15 protein-coding genes and 2 pseudogenes are annotated in these 22,767 nt (G+C 44.1%); 11 read left to right on the top strand and 6 right to left on the bottom strand.

What is annotated here, in order from left to right; all coding sequences use genetic code 11:
* Positions 1–50 precede the first annotated feature (50 nt).
* From JZY04_RS16945 to JZY04_RS16935, 3 genes are all read left to right on the top strand, one after another.
* The gene (locus JZY04_RS16945) at positions 51–3,275 is read left to right on the top strand and encodes a TonB-dependent receptor (protein WP_220577438.1); all 3,225 of its coding nucleotides are present in this window, start codon (positions 51–53) and stop codon (positions 3,273–3,275) included.
* 21 nt (positions 3,276–3,296) lie between these two features.
* Positions 3,297–5,261, top strand: coding sequence for a RagB/SusD family nutrient uptake outer membrane protein (locus JZY04_RS16940; protein ID WP_122141477.1), 1,965 nt, complete (start codon positions 3,297–3,299; stop codon positions 5,259–5,261).
* Positions 5,262–5,369: 108 nt separating this feature from the next.
* Positions 5,370–6,830 (top strand): arylsulfatase, encoded by a 1,461-nt coding sequence (locus tag JZY04_RS16935; protein ID WP_005778816.1) that lies wholly within the window; start codon positions 5,370–5,372, stop codon positions 6,828–6,830.
* A 118-nt stretch (positions 6,831–6,948) separates the two neighbouring features.
* Here the strand turns inward: JZY04_RS16935 and JZY04_RS16930 are convergent, their stop codons facing one another.
* Together JZY04_RS16930 and JZY04_RS16925 are read right to left on the bottom strand one after the other, a co-directional pair.
* Entirely contained in the window at positions 6,949–7,575 is a 627-nt protein-coding gene (locus tag JZY04_RS16930; protein WP_005778814.1) for a porin family protein, read from the bottom strand.
* 17 nt (positions 7,576–7,592) lie between these two features.
* Positions 7,593–8,225, bottom strand: a complete 633-nt coding sequence (locus tag JZY04_RS16925; protein WP_005778812.1) for a DUF4136 domain-containing protein — start codon at positions 8,223–8,225, stop codon at positions 7,593–7,595.
* Between the two features lie 176 nt (positions 8,226–8,401).
* Here JZY04_RS16925 and JZY04_RS16920 point away from each other — a divergent pair, with 176 nt between their 5' ends.
* Positions 8,402–9,700 carry a S28 family serine protease gene (locus JZY04_RS16920; RefSeq protein ID WP_270369113.1) on the top strand — a complete coding sequence of 433 codons (1,299 nt, stop codon included), beginning with the start codon at positions 8,402–8,404 and terminating at the stop codon, positions 9,698–9,700.
* A gap of 148 nt (positions 9,701–9,848) precedes the next feature.
* Here JZY04_RS16920 and JZY04_RS16915 read toward each other — a convergent pair whose 3' ends face one another.
* The 4 genes and pseudogenes from JZY04_RS16915 to JZY04_RS16905 all read right to left on the bottom strand — a co-directional run bounded on the left by JZY04_RS16915 (position 9,849) and on the right by JZY04_RS16905 (position 14,304).
* Positions 9,849–10,199 carry a MarR family winged helix-turn-helix transcriptional regulator gene (locus tag JZY04_RS16915; protein WP_005810690.1) on the bottom strand — a complete coding sequence of 117 codons (351 nt, stop codon included), beginning with the start codon at positions 10,197–10,199 and terminating at the stop codon, positions 9,849–9,851.
* Between the two features lie 9 nt (positions 10,200–10,208).
* Positions 10,209–10,943 (bottom strand): annotated as a pseudogene (locus tag JZY04_RS21560) (DsrE/DsrF/DrsH-like family protein); the annotation flags it as partial.
* A gap of 74 nt (positions 10,944–11,017) precedes the next feature.
* Positions 11,018–12,689, bottom strand: a pseudogene (locus tag JZY04_RS16910) (FAD-dependent oxidoreductase); the annotation flags it as partial.
* Between the two features lie 205 nt (positions 12,690–12,894).
* On the bottom strand, positions 12,895–14,304 hold the full coding sequence (locus JZY04_RS16905) for an aspartate kinase (protein WP_122141480.1): 1,410 nt from the start codon (positions 14,302–14,304) through the stop codon (positions 12,895–12,897).
* A gap of 306 nt (positions 14,305–14,610) precedes the next feature.
* On the opposite strand from JZY04_RS16905, the gene JZY04_RS16900 reads away from it, so the two are divergent.
* From JZY04_RS16900 to JZY04_RS16870, 7 genes are all read left to right on the top strand, one after another.
* Entirely contained in the window at positions 14,611–15,960 is a 1,350-nt protein-coding gene (locus JZY04_RS16900) for a sigma-54 dependent transcriptional regulator (protein WP_122141481.1), read from the top strand.
* Positions 15,961–16,307: 347 nt separating this feature from the next.
* Entirely contained in the window at positions 16,308–16,388 is an 81-nt protein-coding gene (kdpF, locus tag JZY04_RS21555; RefSeq protein WP_080546244.1) for a K(+)-transporting ATPase subunit F, read from the top strand.
* A 14-nt stretch (positions 16,389–16,402) separates the two neighbouring features.
* Positions 16,403–18,109: a potassium-transporting ATPase subunit KdpA gene (gene kdpA, locus JZY04_RS16890; protein WP_122141482.1), complete on the top strand. Its 1,707-nt coding sequence runs from the start codon at positions 16,403–16,405 to the stop codon at positions 18,107–18,109.
* 21 nt (positions 18,110–18,130) lie between these two features.
* Positions 18,131–20,179: a potassium-transporting ATPase subunit KdpB gene (gene kdpB, locus JZY04_RS16885; protein ID WP_032531738.1), complete on the top strand. Its 2,049-nt coding sequence runs from the start codon at positions 18,131–18,133 to the stop codon at positions 20,177–20,179.
* Between the two features lie 11 nt (positions 20,180–20,190).
* A complete protein-coding gene (locus JZY04_RS16880; protein WP_005778797.1) occupies positions 20,191–20,772 on the top strand; it encodes a K(+)-transporting ATPase subunit C in 582 nt (193 codons plus the stop codon).
* A gap of 2 nt (positions 20,773–20,774) precedes the next feature.
* Complete coding sequence (locus JZY04_RS16875) at positions 20,775–21,524, top strand: hypothetical protein (RefSeq protein ID WP_122141675.1); 750 nt, start codon at positions 20,775–20,777, stop codon at positions 21,522–21,524.
* A gap of 94 nt (positions 21,525–21,618) precedes the next feature.
* Positions 21,619–22,746, top strand: coding sequence for a sensor protein KdpD (locus JZY04_RS16870; protein WP_122141483.1), 1,128 nt, complete (start codon positions 21,619–21,621; stop codon positions 22,744–22,746).
* Positions 22,747–22,767 lie beyond the last annotated feature (21 nt).

Below are 22,767 nucleotides of genomic sequence, written 5' to 3'. Positions count from 1 at the left end.
AAGTTCTGATAGGACTTGGCATTTCTGCCGGCCTACTCTCTCCGAACCATGTGTTCGCTACGTCTTTAGAGACTTATGAGAACCAGTCTGTTGCTGCCGTTCAGCAAGCAAGGAAGATTACCGGTACTGTAACCGATGCTGCCGGTGAACCGGTCATTGGTGCTACTGTCCTAGAAAAGGGTAATGCTTCCAATGGTACAATTACCGATATTAATGGTAAATTCTCTCTTTCTGTTTCGGGCAATGCCGTAATCAGTATTTCGTATATAGGATACATAACGCAAAATATTAAGATAACCAATCAGAACTCACTCAAAGTGATATTGATGGATGATACCCAAGCACTGGAAGAAGTGGTAGTGGTAGGCTATGGCTCTCAGAAGAAAGCGAATCTGACCGGTGCCGTATCTTCAGTCAAAATGGATGAGGTATTAGGTGACCGTCCTATCTTGAATGCATCCGATGCTCTTCAGGGAGCTGTCCCGGGATTGTTTGTTTCTAACGGGGGTAATGCTCCCGGAACAAGTAAATCTTTCCAGATTCGTGGTGCCTATTCTGTCGGCGTCAAGAACTCGGACGGTTCATATGGTAATACCATTAAGCCACTGGTACTGATCGATAATGTGGAAGGTGATCTTGACATGGTCAATCCGGAAGATATCGAGTCAATCAGTGTATTGAAAGATGCTGCTTCTGCGGCAATCTATGGTGCACGTGCTGCCGGTGGTGTAATTGTTGTCACAACCAAACGTCCCAAAGGTGCCGCTAAATTCTCATTGAATTACAATAATAACTTTGCTTTCGGAACAGCTGTCAACCTGCCTAAGCAAGCTCCGTTGATGGATTATCTGCAAGCTTATCTGGATTGCGGATATTCGGATGCTTACTGGTCGCTCGGTTCGCCAAGTGTCAGTAAATGGATGGAGTATCTTAGTGAATACCAGAAAAATCCGTCTGCTTTCAATACGGTAGGTGATGGTATCTATATGGATGAATCCGGTGTACCTTATTATCTGAATGAGAAAGACCTCTATAAAAACTTTATGGAGACCAGCTTCCAGATGACCCATAATATTTCGGCCTCCGGAGGTACGGACAAGCTCCGTTATCGTATTTCGGGAGGATATACTTCAAACGATGGTGTGTTGATATCCGATCGTGATAAGTTTGAGCGTATGAATATCAACACCTTTATTTCGGCCGATGTGACTAATTGGTTTACTCAGGAAGTGACAATGAGCTATGCTCACAGTTTGCAAACTTCACCCGGTGGAATGGGTGGTGTGTATAACACCCGTTTGATTTCATACTATCCCGAAGGAGATTTGCCGGCATCGGTTAATACTTTGGCAAACGAAGACCTTCCTTTGTTTACCCCGCGGAATCAGATTTTACTGTCGAACCCGGTAAACAACAATAATGATAATCCACGTATCTTCTTGAAATCTATTCTGAAACCGCTTAAAGGGCTGGAAGCAGTATTTGAGTATACGTTCGATAAAAACATTTATGATTATCATTGGTATACAGGGCAGTATGATTATACCACTATCCAGGGAGGAAGCTCTAAATCTTTTGTAGACGATTATCTGAGAAAATACAAACGGCATACGAATTATAATGCTATCAACGTGTATGCTACGTATAGTAAGAACTTTGGCAGTCATAATTTTAAAGTAATGGCCGGATTCAATCAGGAATCGAGCTATCAAGAGACTTTGGACGCCTACTCATACAATCAAGCTGTGATTGATGTGCCGGCAATGGGCTCCGGAACCGGAACCATCAAGACTACTGACTCATATAGTGAGTATGCTGTACGTGGTGGCTTTTTCAGGGTCAACTATAACTATCAGGACAAATATTTGCTGGAAGTAAACGGGCGCTATGACGGTTCTTCCAAATTCCCGAAGAGTTCCCGTTTTGGCTTCTTCCCTTCAGTGTCAGCCGGCTGGCAGATAGCACAGGAGAAGTTTATGGAGTCTACACGTAACTGGTTGGATGGGTTGAAAGTCCGTGCATCATATGGTGTTATTGGTAACCAGAATGTGAATCCATATACATTCACTCCGACCATGAGTGTCAGCAATAAGTCTACCTCCTGGATTNTGAGTGTCAGCAATAAGTCTACCTCCTGGATTATCGATAATACGTATGTTACCTCTATCAGCTCGTTGCCTGCATTGGTAAGCCAGAATTTTACCTGGGAAAAAGTAGGTACGGTCAATGTCGGACTGGACGTGAATCTATTCAATAATCGCCTGAATGGTGTATTTGAATGGTATCAGCGTAATACTAACGGTATGCTTGCTCCGGGCGTACAGTTGCCTGCTGTTGTAGGTGCCAGTGCTCCTTACCAAAATACGGCCGATATGCGTACCCGAGGTTGGGAACTGAGCCTGAACTGGCGCGACCAGATCGGTAAAGTAGGATATCGTCTTGGTTTTAACCTCTCTGATTATAAGTCGAAAATTACCAAATACGATGACAATGCGGCCACTAAACTGTTAAGCAGTTTCTATCCCGGACAGGTGATGGGTGAAATATGGGGTTATGTAGCAGACGGCTATTATACAGTAGATGATTTTGAAGATACTTCGTCCTGGAAACTGAAGGAAGGCATAACTTCGATTAATGGTTATAACGTCCGTCCGGGTGATGTGAAATTCAAAAATCTTCGTGATGATGAAAGTTCTACTAATGTTATTACAAGCGGTGACAACACATTCGATAATCCGGGTGACCGCAAAGTGATTGGTAATACGACTCCGCGTTATCAGTATGGTATTAATCTGGGAGCCAACTATGCCGGTTTCGACCTGAATGTTATCTTGCAGGGAACCGGAAAACGTGATTACTGGATCTCGAATGTTCTGACTTTCCCGATGAACGGTGATAACTTTATTCCTCTATTCGATGGGCTGGATGACTATTGGAAGCCGAAAGACCCGGATAACGGTGACTGGACAGCAGTTAATCCGAATGCTAAGTATCCCCGTCTGTATGGTAACCGTGGTAATTCAGGATCAAATCTTCGTCAAAGCGACAAATATTTGTCCGATGCTTCTTACCTCCGTATCAAGAACATTACTCTGTCCTATAACCTGCCCAAAAAGTGGCTGTCTCAGATCTTCCTGTCACAAATGAAAGCGTTTGTCAGTGTTGAAAACGTAGCTACTTTCACCTCTCTGCCTTCGGGTATCGACCCGGAAAGAATAGAATGGAACTATCCGGCATTCCGCACGGTTTCATTCGGTATAAATGTCACATTATAAACTCTAATCTGATACACGAATATGAAAAAGATATTATTGTTTTTAACCCTTTTCGCGGGGATGATGCTGTCGGGATGCAACGATAGTTTCCTGGAGAAATATCCTGTAACCAGCCTGACGGAAGAAAATGCCTTCAAATCTTATGACAATTTTAAGGCCTTTATGTGGCCATGTTATGAAATGTTTTCTAATACGAACATTGCTACTTCTACCACTGCAATCGGGCGTAATTCTCATTACTTGGGTGATGTGTATGCCGGATATCTGAATCAGCGCGGAGCCAGCAGCCAGAATAAATATGCGTTCCAAACGGTGACTAATGCTACATCAGGTAATGGATGGAATTTTTCCACCTTTATCCGCCGTATTAACCTGATGCTTTCACATGTGGATGCTTCTGATATGACGGAAGCTGAAAAGAATCACTGGAAAGCCGTCGGATATTTCTTTCATTCATTCTGGTATATGGAGCTTATCGATCGTTTCGGTGATGTGCCCTGGATTGATAAACCACTGGATGAAACCTCAGAAGAGGCTTATGGTACCCGTATGCCACGCTTTGAAGTAGCCGATAAAGTGCTGGAGCGTTTACAATGGGCTGAAGAGAATATCGGTGATGCATCGGTTTACGAGAAAAAAGACGGTTCGAATACCATCAATCGCGACTGTGTGCGTGCAGCTCTTTCACGTTTCACGCTGCGTGAAGCTACTTGGCGTAAATATCATGAACTGGGAAGTTATGATAAGTATTTCACTGAGTGTATCCGTGTATCCAAACTGTTGATGGCAGACTATCCGACATTATATTATGGAACTGACGGACAACCGGCAGCCGGATATGGTGAGATGTGGACCACAGAGGATCTGAGTAAGGTACAAGGCGTTATTCTGTATCAGCAGTGGCTGGAAACAATAAAACCGGGACACTCGTGCTATTATGAACATACTTCTTCGCACGACATAGAAATGCATCAGGGAACAGTGAACCTGTATTTGTGTAAAGATGGAAAAACTATTTCTCACTCAGATTTGTATAAGGGAGACAAAGATATTTATTCTACTTTCCGCAACCGTGACCCGCGTATGTATCATACCATCATGCCTCCTTATAAAGTGAAAGACGGTAAGGGAGATTATGCTACATGGTCTTATACCAGTGATCCCGCCGACCGTGAATATATCGACATCATGGGAGCGAATGAGTCGTGTAGCAATCCGGGTATCGGTATGAAACGTTTACCGGGACAGAACTGGAGTGCTTCATTGGTACGCCGCGTTCCGAATTTGCAGGGAGGCGCACAATATACGATTGAAGGAAAGAAATACGGACCACATGCTTATGTTGCTTGCCGTTCGGGATATTATGTATGGAAAAACTGGGATAACTGGGAAGAAAATTATAACAATGCCCAAGTGAACACTGCCGATAAACCTGTCTTTAAAATTGAAGAGGTTTTGCTGAACTATGCTGAGGCTATGTTTGAGACCAACCAGTTCACACAGACAATTGCTGACGAGACAATCAATAAATTGCGTAAACGTGCCGGCGTGGCCGATATGGTAGTGGCGCAGATTGATGCTAATTTTGATCCGAATCGTGGAAAATATTATCCGAAGGGAAATGATAATGGAATTCTCGTTGATCCGGTATTGTGGGAGATCCGTCGTGAACGTATTATTGAACTGATGGGAGAAGGATTCGGTTTCTACGATGTACGTCGTTGGAGAATGGCTCCTTGGTTTGTGAATATGCAGCAGAAAGGTATGTGGATTTCGAAGAGCGAACTCAGCTCACTGACACTGCTTAACGAAATGACCGGAACATCGGATGGGGCAAATGGATCTATGACCGAAGGTTATATCTATCTGTTCAACGATCCGTTGAAAGAAGGAAAAGGCTGGCTTGAAAAATATTATCTCTATCAAGTCCCGTTGGAAGAAATAGCGCTTAATCCTAATCTGACTCAAAACCCGGGCTGGGAATAGAAAGATCTTTATCCGTTCTTTTAAATTAAACAATGAGAGAAGAAGAGTGGCGAAACTGGCTTTAGTAGCGCCCTCTTCCTTCTGTTTTGAAAACTTTAAATACATATCATGAATCAGAAATTATTACTCGGAAGTGCATTGCTCGTAGGGATGGTTTCTACACAACAAACGTTGGCACAGAAAAAGAAAGCACAGGGGCAAACCCGCCCTAACGTTGTTTTTATACTGGCTGATGATCTGGGGTACGGAGATTTGAGTTGCTATGGGCAAGAGAAGTTCGAAACCCCTAATATCGACCGATTGGCACAGAATGGCATGCGTTTCACCCAATGTTACTCGGGAACAACGGTTAGTGCTCCCTCGCGTTCGTGCCTGATAACCGGAACCCATAGCGGGCACACTGCTATTCGCGGGAACAAAGAGCTTGCTCCGGAAGGACAATTCCCATTACCGGAAAACTCACAGACCATCTTTAATGATTTTCGTAATGCAGGTTATCGTACAGGTGCCTTTGGCAAATGGGGGCTTGGCTACATCGGTTCGGCGGGTGACCCTAACAAACAGGGAATCGATCAATTTTACGGATATAACTGCCAGTTGCTCGCCCATAGTTATTATCCCGACCATTTGTGGGATAATGATAAACGTGTTGATTTGCCGGATAACAATTTAAACGTGCAATACGGAAAGGGAACTTATTCGCAGGATCTGATTCATTCTAAAGCATTGGCTTTCCTGGATGAAGCAGCTAAGGATAAAGATAAACCGTTCTTTATGTGGTATCCTACTATTATCCCGCATGCCGAACTGATAGTACCGGAAGATAGTATTATCAAGAAGTTCAGGGGGAAATATCCGGAGAAACCCTATCGTGGAGCAGAGCCCGGCAGTCCCGGTTTTCGTAAAGGGGGATATTGTACCCAGTTCTATCCGCATGCTACTTTTGCTGCAATGGTTTACCGGTTGGATGTATACGTAGGGCAGATTGTACAGAAACTTAAAGATATGGGAGTATACGATAATACCATTATTATTTTCTCAAGTGATAATGGTCCTCACATGGAGGGCGGTGCCGATCCGGATTTCTTTAACAGTAATGGTATCTGGCGCGGATACAAGCGTGATGTATATGAAGGTGGTATTCGTGTACCTATGATTATATCGTGGCCTGGACGTGTACAGCCAAATACGGAAACTGATTTCATGTGTTCATTCTGGGATTTGATGCCTACTTTCAGGGAAGTATTGGATCCGAAAGTGGATACTCGGAATATGGATGGTGTCAGCATACTTCCTTTGTTGCAAAACCGCAAAGGGCAGAAAGAGCACGAATATCTTTATTTTGAATTTCTTGAGATGAACGGACGCCAGGCTGTCCGCAAAGGCGATTGGAAACTCGTTCATATGAATATACGTGGAAACAAACCCTACTACGAATTGTATAATTTAGCTTCGGATCCGTCAGAGAAACACAACGTGCTGAACCTGTTCCCCAAGAAAGCGGATGAGCTGAAGACAATTATGAAAGAAGCTCATACAGAAGATCCTAATTGGCCTTTATTTCGATAAATAGTGATTGATAAAGTTGTCAAAATGAAAGGCAAGCATGTATTGCTTTAAAAGGAAGGGGCTGTTATGTGATATAACAGCCCCTTTATGTATATATAGTCAGGTACCTCTGCTCTTTTTAGAAAGCAAGACCTACCCTGAAGCCGAAGTTGTTCAGTTTGTCTACATTGTAAGTCAACACGTTGGCTTTGTTGGTAGCATAGCTGTAATAAACAGCGATGTGCAGGCCCGGGCCATATGCCCAAGGGTAAACGTTCAGACCGAGTTCCGGTGATACGTAAAATCCCCAAGTATTGTCGCGGGTTTCGAACATATTGTAGTTAGAACGTACTTTCGCATAGTTAGCACCCAGTTTGACACCAAAGTAAGGCTGCCATGCTCCCCCACGATTCAACTGATAGCGTGCAGCGGCACCAAAAGGTAACTGGAAGATGGTATGCTGCTGGTCAGTATTCACGGTTCCTTCGCCCACAGGGAAAGTTGCGCGTGGGAAGTATTCGTGATTGCTGCTATAGTTCATAAAGAGACCCAGTCCGAGGTTAGGGGTTACAAAATAACCGCCTTCGAAGTTCATACCCCATCCACTGGCTTTATCGGCAAAGTGATTTTTCAATGGCACGTTGAACTGCCAGTCCACGTTAGCGTATCCATTATCTGATAACTGTGCCTTGGCCGGCATGGCAAAGGCCAGAGCAAGGGCCGCTATGGCCAGTACTCTAAGAGAAATATATTTCATTGTTTTCATAACGGTTCTTAATTAAATTATTTGTTAGTGAGATAAGGTGACTGTGCAAACGACTGATTGATTGCGCGAACAACCAGAGTCTGGTTCACTTTGCCGGAATAGCTTGCAGGACCGCTCAGGAAGCTGCTCCACAGAACCGGAAGTTTCTGATTATCACCTTCGGGAGCCTTCAGGTTCATGATTTCAGTCAGGAATGAGTTGGTTGTAATGCTATAGTTCACAACATACGGATAGTACCAACCGCCCCAGTTACCCCAGTAAGGTGCATCCCAATAGCCGGGATAGTTCCACCACCATTCGGGTTGTCCGTAGTCGGTAAAGTAATAAGTACTCTGAACGTAACTAATCTGTACGCCCAGATCGGCAGCATCTTTATTGTCAGTATAAGCAAAACCTTTGCTGTTCAGGTTGTCTTTGTATGCATTGATAATAGCTGCTGCTGCTTCACCTTTCCAGTATTCCGGATCTTTTTTATCTCCTATTACGAGAACGCTGTCAGGGATGTAGTACGTGCTGAACTGTTTAAAGTCAGCTTTCTTGTCGTAGTTGGTATAAACCAAATAGTCATTGTCCAATTTGTCCATGTCAGGGTCTTTTTCGCAAGCTGCGAATGCAAAGACCGCCAATAAGATGGGAATTAATCTCTTCATATCTTTATAATGTTTAGGTTATTAAAAAAATCTTGCCCTGGTACCTTAAGGCGTTTGCAGAAAATAACAAGACTCTTGTTAAAAGGTTCGCAAAGAATAATGTTAAAATGCAGTATGATTACTTGGAGCCTTTGGTGAAAGATCTATCTTTGTACAAAATTAAAACCGAAATAAATATGAAGAACCTACGCATCTGCCAGACATTTTCTCTTTGGCTCGTTTTGCTTGCTACATCTTTGTCTCTATCCGCCCAAACAACTTTATTAGATAAGTTGGGTAAGATTACCGAAATCACCAAGACCCACCCCTTGGAATCTACAGAGTTTGTTGAGAAATATGTGGCTTATTTCACCCAGCCGTTAGATCATCATCATCCAGAGAAGGGCTCTTTCAGTCAGCGTGTTATTGTTTCCCATGTCGGATTCGATCGTCCTACTGTGATGGTTACCGAAGGTTATGGCGCTTCTTATGCTTTGGGAATCAATTACCGGGAAGAGCTATCAAAACTATTTAATACCAATATGATATTTGTGGAGTATCGCTATTTCCTCGAATCGACCCCTACTCCTAAAGATTGGCAATATCTGACAGCCGAGAACTCTGCTGAAGATTTACATGCCGTGCGCGAGGCTTTCCGCTCTATCTATCCCGGTAAGTGGATTGCTACCGGCATCAGTAAGGGAGGACAGACAGCGATGCTTTATCGGACTTTCTTTCCCGAAGATGTGGATATCTCTGTTCCGTATGTGGCTCCACTCTGCTATGGAGTCGAAGACGGGCGTCACGAACCATTTTTAAAGATGGTATCTACTCCTGAGGCTCGTGAGAAAATTGAAAATTTTCAGTTGGAAGTGTTGAAGCGTAAACCTACTTTGCTACCTCGTTTTGAGAAGTATTGTGCCGGAAAGAAATATAAATTTCGCGTTCCTGTAGAAGAGATTTATGATTATTCAGTACTCGAATATTCGTTTTCTATCTGGCAATGGGGGACCCCGGTCGATCAGATTCCTGCAATTACAGCCTCGGATGACGAACTCTTTAAACATTTGCTTGCAATTAGCGAACCGTCTTATTTTGAGGAAGAGGGTGCCAATACTTCCTTCTTTGTCCAAGCTGCCCGCGAGTTGGGGTATTATGGGTATGATATCCGTCCATTCAAAAAATATCTTACCATTAAAACCAGTGAAGATTACTTGAAGCGTTTGATGCTTCCTGAAGAACTCGGCAATATGAAGTTTGATAAGACTCTGAGCCGGAAAATAATTCATTTCCTAAAGAAAAATGATCCGAGGATGATCTTTATCTATGGGCAGAATGATCCATGGACGGCAGCAGGTGTCACTTGGCTGAAAGGAAAAAAGAATATTCATGTCTTTGTGCAACCAAACGGAAGTCATTTGGCCCGTATCGGCACTTTACCTCAAAAAGAGAAAGAGGAGGCTATCGAGTTGATAAAAGAATGGTTGGAAGAGTGATTCCATTCTTACCCTTTTGTAAATGAATAGAAAAGTTACAGGGGCGTTTTCACCACAGATTACACAAGTTTATACGGATGAAAAACAACTGGATTATTGCCCATACAGATAATCAGTGTAATCTGTGGTGATCTCTGATGTTACAAACTTACATCAACGGTTTCAATATCTCCGGCACCTCTACTTTGTCCAGGTCCAGCTCGTCTAAACGCTTCTTTCCCGCTTCTGTCAGGCTGAAATACATTTGACGTTTATCTACCTCACCCAATGAGCGGCGGATAAGTCCTTTATCCTCCACTGCACGGATGACTTTCGATGTATGTGATGGAGCCATTTCCGTTCGTTCGGATATGGCAGTCGATGTAATCTCTTTTCCAGCTTCACGTAACGCACATAGCACCATTGCTTCGTTAAGCGATATCGCATACATCTCCTCAAATGCTGTTTCGAATACAGAGAGAGCTTTGTAGATATCGCGCATTTTACATATTGTATTCATACTTCTTTATTAAATAAACAAATTGATGTTAGCATTATCGGCACGCTCCATGTAAGTGGCCACTCCACCTACCGTAACTTCGTCGAGCAGTTCTTCACGTTTCACTCCCATGACATCCATCGACATTTGGCAGGCTATGAATTCCACACCGTTTTCCAATGCCTGTTGCCGCAGGGATTCCAGTGAGTCGATGCCCTTGCGGTGCATGATGTATCGCATCATCTTTCCGCCCATGCCTCCCATATTCATTTTCGACAGCTTCAGTTTCAGTGAACTCGATGGTAACATCATTCCGAACATCTTGCCGAAAGCGTCTTTCTCTACCTTGTGTTTATGAAGTTTCTTAATCACATTCAGTCCCCAGAAGGTAAAGAAGATAGTCACTTTCTGTCCGGTTGCAGCCGCACCGTTGGCCAGGATGAAAGTAGCAAGCGCCTTATCCAGATCGTCGCTGAACATAATCAACGTTTTTCCTTTGCTGTCACACGTTGTAGTGAGACTACAGGCTTTGGGCTCTCCTTTTTCAATAATTACTACCGACTTCCCGTCTGCACTCTCTTTTGAGATGAAATTATTTCCGGTCGAGTTGCACCATGCTGCGGCATCTCGTGAGAATCCCGGGTCTGTAGCTACAATTTCCACTCGTTCTCCCGGGGCGAGTGTATCCATTGTTTTCTTCATTTTCAAGATTGGACCCGGACATTGTAATCCGCAGGCATCCACTCGGATGGTTTTAGACATTGCAACGGGTGCAGCCTGCATCTTTTCAGCAGAGGCAGGCTGCTTTACCTGACTTTCTTGAGTAATAGACATGTTTTTCGTTGCTTCATCTTCGTGCAGGACGATAGGAGCAGTAGCTGCACGGTATGTTTTCAGTCCGCCGGAAAGATTATATACATCTTTGAAACCATGCTGAATCAGGATACGGTAAGCGAGATACCCTCTCAATCCTACGGCACAGAAAGTATAAATGGGTTTCTCAGAAGGTATTTCGTCCATACGGTCGCGTATTTCATCCAACGGGATATTGACCGCTCCCGGCAGCGAACCCAGTGCGAATTCATCCGGTGTACGCACGTCCAGCAAGAATACGTTTTTCAGTTCGATGTCTCTCAGGTCACGCCAGTATACGGGTTTCACTTTGCCAAGGATGATGTTTTCGGCTACATAACCGGCAATAGCCACGGGATCTTTTGCCGAAGAGAAAGGAGGGGCATATGCCTGTTCCACTTTCATCAGGTCATAGATCGTTCCCCCGTGCTTGATGACGAGTGAGAGTTCGTCGATTCGTTTGTCCACACCATCGTATCCCACAATTTGCCCGCCATACAACTTGCCTGTTTGAGGATCGAAAGTTATTTTGATACTCATCGGCATAGCGTTCGGATAGTATCCTGCATGTGAAGCCGGATGTGTTGTTGAAGAAGCGTATGAGATGCCCGCTTGTCTCAGCCGCTTGCCGGGAAGGCCGGTAGAGGCTACCGTCATGTCAAATACTTTTGCGATGGATGTACCGATGGCTCCTTCATAAGAGATTTTCGCTCCCAGCAGATTATCGGCAACGATACGTCCCTGGCGATTAGCCGGTCCGGCAAGATAGTTCAGCCAGGATTTGCCTGTAATGGGGTGACGGAATTCGATAGCATCACCGATGGCATAAATCGATTCATCGGAAGTCTGCAAATTGTCGTTCACTGCGATGCCACCCGCTTCGCCGATTGTAAGCCCGGCAGCCCGTGCCAGTGTAGTTTCCGGACGTACACCGATGGAGAGGATCACAATATCCGCCGGAATAGACTGTCCGTTTTTGAAGATCACTTTCACCTCTTTGCCTGCTTGTTCGAACGAAGCCACAGCCTGTTCCAGATATAAGTTTACACCTTTCTCCATCAAATGTTGATGAACCAGTGCCGCCATTGAAAAGTCAATAGGTGCCATCACCTGGTTGCCCATCTCGACAATAGATACTTGTGCTCCCAATGCATGCAGGTTTTCTGCCATTTCCAGTCCGATGAATCCGGCTCCGATCACGACAGCCCGGCGGGGAGGCCGACTGTTGACGTATGCTTTAATGCGGTCGGTGTCTGCTACATTCCGCAAAGTAAAGATACCGCTTGAGTCAATGCCCGGTAATGGTGGGCGTACAGGAGATGCACCGGTGGATATTAACAGTTTGTCATAACTCTCCTCGTAAGTGTCTTCACTCTTAAGGCGGACGGTCACTGTCTTTTTTTTCCGATCTATAAAAATAACTTCATTTTCGGTACGTACATCCACTCTGAAACGTACTCCGAAAGCCTCAGGAGTCTGCACGAATAACTTCTCGCGGTCTTCAATAACGTCACCTATATAATAGGGTAGTCCGCAGTTGGCATAAGATATATATTTTCCTTTTTCCAGTAAGATGATTTCTGCTGTTTCATCCGAACGTCTGATGCGAGCCGCAGTAGTAGCTCCTCCCGCTACGCCTCCAATAATAATGATCTTCATTTGAATATGTTTTCGTTTTAAAATAGTTTCCTTTGGAAATAAACGTTTATAGGCTTCAAAAGGTTCATGGGACGTACAGGAAATTATCCGGCATCCACTCTCTTATCTTACTGAGATATGGTTGATTTAAAAGACGGCTCTTTTATCCCGTTATTATCTGTTGACAGACATGAGGATATTCGTATTCTCAATATCCCTATATTAGTCAACTTTTCTTTAGAAGAAAAGATGGTTTGTCCGTGTTGTTCCACTTACTGCGGTTTAATGTCGGGGCACATGTATGAGAGACCATTGTAGCTGAAGGCTTAAACAGGGTATCGTTCAGTAGTTGCAATGCTTCTTTCTTATCTTCTGCTTTGATAACAAGAGAAACGTCGTTATTATTACTACCATAAGAAATCATCCGAATCGGGATGGCTGTCAGAGCGTTTAGGATTCGGGTCTCCAATCCGGTATATTGCCATTGTATGTTTCCAATGACCGACAGGATGCACATACGGTCCTTTACTACCGTAGTTGCGTATCGCGAAAGCTCATGCAGGATATTTGGTAGATGTTCTTTATCGTTGATGGCGACGGATACATCCGAGCCGGACGAAGTAAAAAGGCACAGGGGAGTGTGGTATTTTGCAAAAACATCGAATATCTTGCTGATGAACAAGTAGGGGCGCAATGTCCGGTTCGACTGGAATCTGATGTAACAAATACCGTCTCTGGCAGTAATGGTTTTTATACTTTCTCCGCTCTGTATGTGTGAAATCAGAGTACCTTTTTCCGTGGGATCCATTGAACAGAACAGGCGTATCGGTATATTGCTTTCTCTTGCCGGGAAAATGCAGCAGGGATCGAATCCCGTTCCTCCGCAATGGGCGAATCGTTCGGCTTCGTCGAAACTGAGTTGTGTAACCATAGCCGGATGTTTCACGAAATGCGGATCACAACTGTGTATGCCATTACCACCTATCCATAGCCGTATTTCTTCGGTCCGTAGGGCGGCTCCGATTAATGTGGCAGAAGCATCGTCTCCACCCGGCTTGAGAAAACAGGTTTCGCCATAAGCATTCTGGCAGAGGTGTCCTTGGGTAAGAAACACGTTGATGTGTTTGTTGTCTTCCATGGATGTGTGCAGTTTTTTATTGATGTATTCCAAGTCAGGTTCTCCTTCCGGAGTCAATCGCATAAAGTCAAGACTGTTAAGCAATAGATTATTGATTCCCCGTTCTTTCAAATAAAGGCTTGACAGCATGCTGCTTATGAATTCTCCTTGCGACAATATGTCTTTTTCATCGACCGATGTAAAACGTTGCCGGGTAAAGTTCCATAGGGTACGGAAGCGGTCGATGATGGAGTCAATAGCTTGTTGTTTGATCGACTCGTCGTTGAATAGTTCGTTAGCGAAATCAATGAATCTGAATTCCAGTTTGCTTATTTCGTCATGCGCCCGTTCTGTATCTCTACTGAAAAGATGTGTTGCTATTTTCGTTAGATGCTCCGTAGTTTCTGTAGGGGCAGATAGAACGATTATTTTGGGTGTACTGTCGTTGACCAGTTGGAGCATTTCCTGCATTCCTCGGATTGAACCAGTGGGAATATTACCGAATTTGTAGATCTTCATTTTTTTGTTTTTGAGTTATACGATATATTTTCTTTGTTCGTTACCCCTTTCCATTTTAGGTTGTTTTTATCAAAATGGGAGGGAATATAAGTACCTGTTCCGGCTGTATCTTGCCCGTTGAAAGCGCTGTTGTACTATTTGTAAGGCAGATTAGACGAATTTTCAGGGACTATGTCATGAATGAAAGATCAAAGTATATGCCATTGAAGGTTGTTTTTTTCCACAGCCCGATCATTTGCATTGTAGTAGAAAACCATTATATTTGCACACCCTGTTTTTTACCGTTCACATTTTAACTTATCAGACATGAGTAAAATTCTGATTATAGATGACGAAGTTCAGATTCGTGGTCTGCTGGCCCGTATGATGGAACTTGAAGGTTATGAAGTGTGCCAGGCCGGCGATTGCAAGGCAGCGCTCAGACAATTGGAACTTCAAATGCCCGACGTGGCTTTGTGTGACGTATTTCTTCCGGACGGAAACGGGGTAGACCTGGTGACGGAAATGAAGAAAAAAGCACCCGGAGTAGAAATCATCCTGCTGACGGCTCATGGTAACATACCCGACGGTGTGCAGGCCATTAAGAACGGAGCTTTCGATTACATTACAAAAGGAGATGATAATAATAAGATCATTCCTCTCATTAGTCGTGCTGTAGAGAAAGCGCGAATGAATATCCGTTTGGATAAGCTTGAGAAAAAAGTCGGACTGATGTATTCGTTTGACACTATACTTGGCGAATCGAAGGCATTGAAAGAAGCGGTGTCACTGGCACGTAAAGTATCAGTGACTGATGTCCCTGTGTTGCTGACAGGTGAAACAGGGACTGGAAAGGAGGTCTTTGCCCAGTCGATACATTATAACAGCAAGCGGTCGCAGCAGAATTTTGTAGCGGTCAATTGTTCTTCATTCAGTAAAGAGTTGCTGGAGAGTGAAATGTTTGGGCATAAGGCGGGTTCGTTTACCGGTGCGTTGAAAGATAAGAAGGGGCTTTTTGAGGAAGCCAACAATGGAACAATCTTTTTGGATGAGATTGGTGAGATGGCTTTTGAATTGCAGGCCAAACTATTGCGCATCCTCGAAACCGGTGAATATATCAAGATAGGAGATACGAAGCCTACCCGCATCAATGTACGCATCATTGCTGCTACGAATCGGGATTTACCTGCTGAGATAGCAGCCGGACGCTTCCGTGAGGACTTGTTCTATCGCCTTTCTGTATTTCAGGTACATCTTCCGCCTTTGCGTGAACGTACGGGGGATATTAAGATTCTGGCTGAATCGTTTGTCCGTTCTTTCTCGGAGAAGCTTTCACATCCGGTGGGTACTATTACGCCTGCTTATCTTGAGGCTTTATGTCAACAACCGTGGAAAGGCAATATCCGCGAATTGCGTAATGCCATCGAACGAAGTCTGATTGTCTGTGAGGGTGATTGTTTGGATGTAGACGACCTTCCGCTTGAAATACAGAACAGCCATTATGAAAAGTCTGATGAAGGAATGCCGGGCAGCTTTGAACTTTCAGCCATGGAACGCAGGCATATTGCCAGGGTATTGGAGCATACCAAAGGGAATAAGACTGAAGCGGCACGTTTGCTGAAAATCGGATTAACTACCTTATATCGGAAAATAGAAGAATATAAACTTGGCAGTTGAGCGGACAGGAATATACTTGCTTGTCCGGGTTTATGCTTTTCTCCCTTTCAAAATAAAACATACCTTTTCAAAATGATAGGGTATCCTTGCACTGACGAGGATACCCTATTTGTTTTATCTGTCTGTATGTTAGTTGATTATGCTAACTCTCTTCATTTTTGGCACACATTTGGCATTAATTGTTTCAAGTAAAACAGAAATATAAACATTCTAATTAAAAGGTAAAGAACATGGGAATAACAGTTTCATTTATTTTCTGCCTGTTGAGCGGCATCGTCTGCTTCTGGCTGTTTTGGAAATGTGTCGATTGGTTTGAAACAATTTAAAGAGAGAGGAGAATTAAGTTTATGTACACAACACTATTTGTAATAAGTATTACACTTTTCGGCTATTTGGCGTATGTGCTCATTCGGCCTGAGAAGTTTTAATTGGAAGTAAAGCAATGAATACAGAAATTTTAGGAGTGGCGGTGCAAATCGTCCTAATGGTGGTCTTAGCTTATCCCTTGGGACGTTACATAGCCCGGGTTTATAAGGGAGAGAAGACTTGGTCGGACTTTATGGCTCCTATAGAGCGAGTGATTTATAAGATATGCGGTATAAATCCGCAAGAGGAGATGAATTGGAAACAGTTTCTCAAAGCCTTGTTGATTTTGAATGCCTTCTGGTTTGTCTGGGGAATGGTACTGCTGGTATCACAAGGTTGGCTGCCACTCAATCCCGATGGTAACGGCCCTCAGACACCCGATCAAGCATTCAATACCTGCATCAGTTTCATGGTAAACTGCAATTTGCAACATTATAGTGGTGAGAGCGGATTGACTTATTTTACCCAGCTGTTCGTTATTATGCTGTTCCAATTTATCACTGCTGCTACGGGGATGGCCGCTATGGCCGGTATCATGAAAAGTATGGCTGCCAAATCCACCAGAACAATAGGTAACTTCTGGCATTTCCTGGTAATAAGCTGTACACGTATTTTATTACCTCTTTCGTTGATTGTCGGTTTCGTCCTGATTTTGCAGGGAACACCGATGGGATTTGATGGTAAGATGAAGGTGACTACCCTGGAAGGACAGGAGCAGATGGTATCGCAAGGACCTGCGGCTGCAATTATCCCTATTAAACAACTGGGAACCAATGGTGGCGGTTATTTCGGGGTTAATTCTTCACATCCGCTGGAGAACCCTACTTATCTGACTAATATGGTTGAATGCTGGTCAATCTTGATCATTCCGATGGCAATGGCGTTGGCGTTGGGCTTCTATACCAATCGCAGAAAGTTAGGATATAGCATCTTTGGAGTGATGCTGTTTGCTTATCTGGCCGGAGTTTTCATTAATGTTCAGCAGGAAATGGGAGGTAATCCACGTATCGATGAGATGGGAGTTGCTCAGGATCATGGTGCGATGGAAGGCAAGGAGGTAAGGCTTGGGGCCGGAGCCACAGCATTGTGGAGTGTTACTACAACGGTTACCTCTAACGGATCAGTCAATGGCATGCACGATTCGACTATGCCGCTTAGTGGAATGGTCGAAATGCTGAATATGCAGATTAACACTTGGTTTGGTGGTGTCGGTGTCGGATGGATGAATTATTATACCTTCATTATTATGGCCGTGTTTATCAGTGGCTTGATGGTGGGACGTACACCTGAGTTTCTGGGAAAGAAGGTAGAAGCCCGGGAGATGAAGATTGCAACTCTCGTTGCTTTGCTCCATCCGTTTGTTATCCTTGTGTTTACTGCCATTTCAAGTTACGTTTATACACATCATCCCGATTTTGTAGAGAGTGAAGGAGGCTGGTTGAATAACCTCGGTTTCCACGGGCTCAGCGAACAACTCTATGAATATACCTCTTCGGCAGCCAACAATGGTTCCGGTTTTGAGGGGTTGGGTGATAATACTTACTTTTGGAACTGGACATGTGGGATTGTGCTTATCCTGAGCCGTTTTATTCCAATTATCGGTCAGGTAGCCATTGCGGGACTTTTGGCACAGAAAAAGTTTATTCCCGAAAGTGCCGGTACATTGAAAACGGATACTGCGACTTTTGCCATGATGACTTTCGCTGTTATCTTTATCGTTGCAGCCTTGTCTTTCTTCCCTGTGCATGCATTAAGTACGATTGCCGAACATTTAAGTTTATAAGAATAGCAGGATAATATAGTTATGAAAAATAAAATGTCAGCTTCTATGTTTCAAAAGGAGCAAGTAATGGAAAGTATCAAGCAATCGTTTGTGAAGTTAAATCCGCGAATGATGGTAAAGAATCCGATCATGTTTACAGTAGAGATAGTTACCTTTATTATGTTGGTGGTGACGGTGTTCTCTCTGTTCACTCCGGAGTATGGTGCTTTCGGATATAATTTGTGTGTATTCCTGATTTTGTTTATCACTTTGTTGTTTGCCAATTTTGCCGAAGCGATAGCCGAAGCCCGTGGCAAAGCACAAGCGGATAGCCTGCGTAAGACACGTGAGGAAACTCCTGCCAGACTGGTGATGGGTGACAAGATTCAGACGGTGAGCAGTTCAATGCTGAAAAAGGGAGATATTTTTGTGTGTGAGGCAGGCGATACGATTCCTGCCGATGGAGAGATTATCGAAGGATTGGCTTCGATTGATGAAAGTGCCATTACCGGTGAATCTGCTCCTGTGATTCGTGAAGCAGGTGGAGATAAGAGTTCGGTGACCGGTGGAACTAAAGTGCTTTCGGATCACATCAAGGTATTGGTGACACAACAGCCCGGTGAAAGTTTTCTCGACAAAATGATTGCTTTGGTAGAAGGTGCCAGCCGACAAAAGACACCGAACGAGATAGCTTTGACCATTCTGTTGGCCGGTTTTACACTTGTGTTTGTCATCGTTTGCGTCACTCTGATTCCGTTTGCTGATTATACCAGTCTTGAGCATCCTGGAACGGCCATCTCGATCGCAGCTATTCTTTCTCTGTTTGTCTGTTTGATTCCGACTACTATCGGGGGACTACTTTCTGCAATCGGTATTGCCGGTATGGATCGTGCACTGCGTGCCAATGTGATTACGAAATCGGGTAAGGCTGTTGAGACGGCAGGTGACATTGATACTCTGCTGTTAGATAAAACGGGTACCATTACGATTGGTAATCGTAGAGCGACAAAATTCCATTCGGCACCGGGAGTCGGTCCGCGTGAGTTTATTACGACCTGTCTACTGGCTTCCCTCTCGGATGAAACGCCTGAAGGTAAGTCCATCGTAGAGTTAGGACGTGAATCGGGGGTACGCATGCGGAGTCTTAATACGACCGGTGCACGCATGATTCAGTTCACTGCCGAAACCAAATGTTCGGGGGTTGATTTGTCCGATGGTACACAAATCCGTAAAGGGGCTTTCGATGCAATCCGTAAAATAACGGAGGCTGCAGGAAATAAATTTCCGAAAGAAATAGAAGAAGTGATAGCTGAAATTTCGGGTAATGGCGGTACACCGCTGGTAGTGTGTGTCGACCAGAAGGTAACAGGGGTTATTGAGTTGCAGGATATCATCAAACCGGGAATTCAGGAGCGTTTTGAGCGCTTGAGAAAGATGGGAGTGAAAACGGTGATGGTGACCGGTGACAATCCCCTGACCGCTAAATACATTGCAGAGAAGGCAGGAGTAGATGATTTCATCGCCGAGGCAAAACCCGAAGATAAGATGGAATATATCCGTAAGGAACAACAGTCAGGTAAGTTGGTGGCTATGATGGGCGACGGAACGAATGATGCTCCTGCTCTGGCACAGGCTAATGTCGGTGTGGCAATGAACAGTGGTACCCAGGCGGCCAAGGAAGCCGGTAATATGGTCGACCTTGATAACGATCCGACGAAGTTGATAGAGATTGTGGAAATCGGAAAGCAACTGCTGATGACTCGCGGTACGTTAACAACTTTCTCTATTGCAAACGATGTGGCCAAATACTTTGCTATTGTGCCTGCCCTGTTTATGGTGGCTATTCCAGAACTCGGTGCACTTAATGTCATGAATCTGCACAGTCCGGAAAGTGCGATCCTTTCGGCTGTTATCTTCAATGCTATTATTATTCCGATCTTAATTCCATTGGCTTTGAAAGGAGTACAGTATAAACCGATCGGAGCATCGGCACTACTTCGTCGTAACCTGCTGATTTATGGGTTAGGAGGGGTGATAGTTCCTTTTGTCGGAATCAAGTTAATCGATTTGGTAGTCAGTTTATTCTTCTAAATATTCAAACAATGAAAACATTATTAAAATCCATCAAGATAACGCTTGTGTTTTGTGTATTCTTCTCAGTGTTCTATATTCTCGTGTTATGGTTGTTTGCTCGGGTAGCCGGTCCCAATCAGGGTAATGCGGAGGTGGTGACATTGAACGGTAAAGTGGTCGGCGCCGCCAATGTCGGACAAAAATTTACGGAGGATATTTACTTTTGGGGACGCCCTTCATGTGCAGGTGACGGTTATGATGCAACCAGTTCATCTGGTAGTAATAAAGGGCCTACCAATCCGGAATATCTGGCAGAAGTGAAATCCCGTATCGACACTTTCCTGGTTCACCATCCATACTTGTCCCGTAAAGATGTGCCTGCCGAAATGGTGACGGCCAGTGGTTCGGGACTGGACCCCGATATCACTCCTCAGAGTGCTTATGTGCAGGTAAAAAGGGTCGCTCAAGCACGTGGAATGGATGTAGAGGAAGTCAGAAGGATTGTAGATAAGGCAGTGGAAAAACCATTGTTAGGGGTATTCGGAACCGAGAAAGTAAATGTATTAAAATTGAATATAGCTCTTGAAGAGACAAAAGTAAACAGGAAATGAATATGAGAAATATTATAAATAAAAACACGATTTTAACATCACTGGCACTTGTGGCTATGTGTTTTTGGGGAGGTATAAATGCAAATGCTCAACAGTTCAATGTTCAGGGCGATCTGGTAAGCTCTTACATTTGGCGTGGAATGTATCAGACAGGGGTCAGTATTCAGCCGACCCTGGGGTTCAGTGCCGGAGGCTTTTCGCTGACGGCATGGGGATCTACAGATTTTGACGGGACTTCCGCTTCGGCCGGAGCTGCTGCTAAAGAGATAGATTTGACTGCTGCCTATACTTTAGGTAATTCCGGATTGACTTTTTCAGTTGCGGATTTATGGTGGGCAGGACAGGGAGCACGTAAATACTTTAATTTTAAAAGTCATGAAACCGCTCACCATTTTGAAGCAGGACTTACTTATGCCGTCCAGTCTGAAAAGTTTCCTTTATCTATAGCATGGTATACCATGTTTGCCGGACAAGATAAGAATGCGGAAGGCAAACAGAATTACTCGTCTTATGTCGAGTTTAATTATCCTTTCTGTGTAAAGATGGTAGATCTGAACGCAACTTGCGGTATTGTCCCTTATGTGGCTCCTCAGTACAATTGTGATGGATTCGCTGTGACCAATGTTGCTTTGAAAGGAACTACCCGGATCAGATTCAATGATACGTTTGCTTTGCCTATATTTGCACAGGCTGTTTGGAATCCTCGTATGGAAGATGCACATTTGGTGTTTGGTATCACTTTAAAACCGTGAAATCAGATATAATTTAAAAACTCGTGAAGTTGTTAGCCGGCCCGTAGCAGTAGTGATACTGTTACGGGTTATGCAGTATAAAAAATGAATAAATATGGATAGAGAAGAGAGTGTACAACATTTCCTCGATTTGATAAAGAGATCACGTCGTGGTAAGTTCAAGGTTTACATCGGTATGATTGCCGGTGTAGGCAAGTCTTACCGGATGCTTCAGGAAGCACACGATTTGATTGATAGTGGAGTAGATGTCCGGATAGGATATATTGAGACACACGGGCGTGCCGGGACGGAGGCCGTATTGGAAGGCTTGCCGGTTATTCCGCGTAGGAAACTGTTTTATAAAGGGAAAGAGCTTGAGGAGATGGACTTGGAGGCGATTATCCGTATTCATCCCGAAATTGTGATAGTGGACGAGCTGGCACATACTAATGTGGAAGGGAGTCTAAATGAGAAACGTTGGCAGGATGTGATGACATTGCTCGATGAAGGCATTAATGTGATTTCGGCAGTCAATATCCAGCACATTGAGAGTGTAAACGAAGAAGTGCAGGATATAGCAGGCATTGAAGTTCGGGAACGTATCCCCGATAGCGTACTTCAAGAGGCTGACGAGGTCGTGAATATTGACCTCACAGCCGAAGAACTGATTACCAGGCTTAAAGCGGGGAAGATATATAAACCGGAGAAGATTCAGACCGCACTCAATAACTTTTTTAAGACTGAAAACATTTTGCAACTCCGTGAATTGGCCTTGAAAGAGGTCGCATTGCGAGTAGAGAAGAAAGTGGAAAATGAAGTTGTGATGAGCATTGGCCTTGGGGTTCGTCATGAAAAATTTATGGCTTGCATCAGTAGTCAGGAAAAAGCTCCCCGGCGTATTATACGGAAAGCGGCCCGTTTGGCTACCCGGTACAACACCTCGTTTGTAGCACTCTATGTACAGACTCCCAGAGAGAGTATGGAGCGTATCGATCTGGCCAGCCAACGTCATTTGCTGAATCATTTTAAACTGGTGACTGAGTTGGGGGGAGAAGTGGTTCAGGTGCAGTCGAAAGATGTGTTGCGGAGTATTGTACAGGTTTGCAAAGAGAAACAAATATCCACTGTTTGTATGGGATCCCCTTTCCTCCGATTGCCCGGCGCTGTGTGCGGAATATTGAAATATCGCAGATTTTTAAATAATCTGGCACAAGCGAACGTAGATTTGATTATACTTGCATAAAAAATGATTTAGTCTCATTAT

The sequence above is a fragment of the Bacteroides sp. 11BF genome, assembly GCF_019633765.1.
Lineage (GTDB): Bacteria > Bacteroidota > Bacteroidia > Bacteroidales > Bacteroidaceae > Bacteroides > Bacteroides hominis.
This window is presented reverse-complemented; position numbering and strand designations above follow the sequence as displayed.

Excerpts from the sequence above, each read along its gene's own strand:
- JZY04_RS16915 (WP_005810690.1), bottom strand. The coding sequence starts at position 10,199 with ATGAATACAATATGTAAAATGCGCGATATCTACAAAGCTCTCTCTGTA.
- JZY04_RS16930 (WP_005778814.1), bottom strand. The coding sequence starts at position 7,575 with ATGAAAACAATGAAATATATTTCTCTTAGAGTACTGGCCATAGCGGCC.
- JZY04_RS16900 (WP_122141481.1), top strand. The coding sequence starts at position 14,611 with ATGAGTAAAATTCTGATTATAGATGACGAAGTTCAGATTCGTGGTCTG.
- JZY04_RS16925 (WP_005778812.1), bottom strand. The coding sequence starts at position 8,225 with ATGAAGAGATTAATTCCCATCTTATTGGCGGTCTTTGCATTCGCAGCT.
- kdpA (WP_122141482.1), top strand. The coding sequence starts at position 16,403 with ATGAATACAGAAATTTTAGGAGTGGCGGTGCAAATCGTCCTAATGGTG.
- JZY04_RS16875 (WP_122141675.1), top strand. The coding sequence starts at position 20,775 with ATGAGAAATATTATAAATAAAAACACGATTTTAACATCACTGGCACTT.
- kdpB (WP_032531738.1), top strand. The coding sequence starts at position 18,131 with ATGAAAAATAAAATGTCAGCTTCTATGTTTCAAAAGGAGCAAGTAATG.
- JZY04_RS16880 (WP_005778797.1), top strand. The coding sequence starts at position 20,191 with ATGAAAACATTATTAAAATCCATCAAGATAACGCTTGTGTTTTGTGTA.
- JZY04_RS16905 (WP_122141480.1), bottom strand. The coding sequence starts at position 14,304 with ATGAAGATCTACAAATTCGGTAATATTCCCACTGGTTCAATCCGAGGA.
- JZY04_RS16870 (WP_122141483.1), top strand. The coding sequence starts at position 21,619 with ATGGATAGAGAAGAGAGTGTACAACATTTCCTCGATTTGATAAAGAGA.
- JZY04_RS16935 (WP_005778816.1), top strand. The coding sequence starts at position 5,370 with ATGAATCAGAAATTATTACTCGGAAGTGCATTGCTCGTAGGGATGGTT.
- JZY04_RS16920 (WP_270369113.1), top strand. The coding sequence starts at position 8,402 with ATGAAGAACCTACGCATCTGCCAGACATTTTCTCTTTGGCTCGTTTTG.
- kdpF (WP_080546244.1), top strand. The coding sequence starts at position 16,308 with ATGTACACAACACTATTTGTAATAAGTATTACACTTTTCGGCTATTTG.
- JZY04_RS16940 (WP_122141477.1), top strand. The coding sequence starts at position 3,297 with ATGAAAAAGATATTATTGTTTTTAACCCTTTTCGCGGGGATGATGCTG.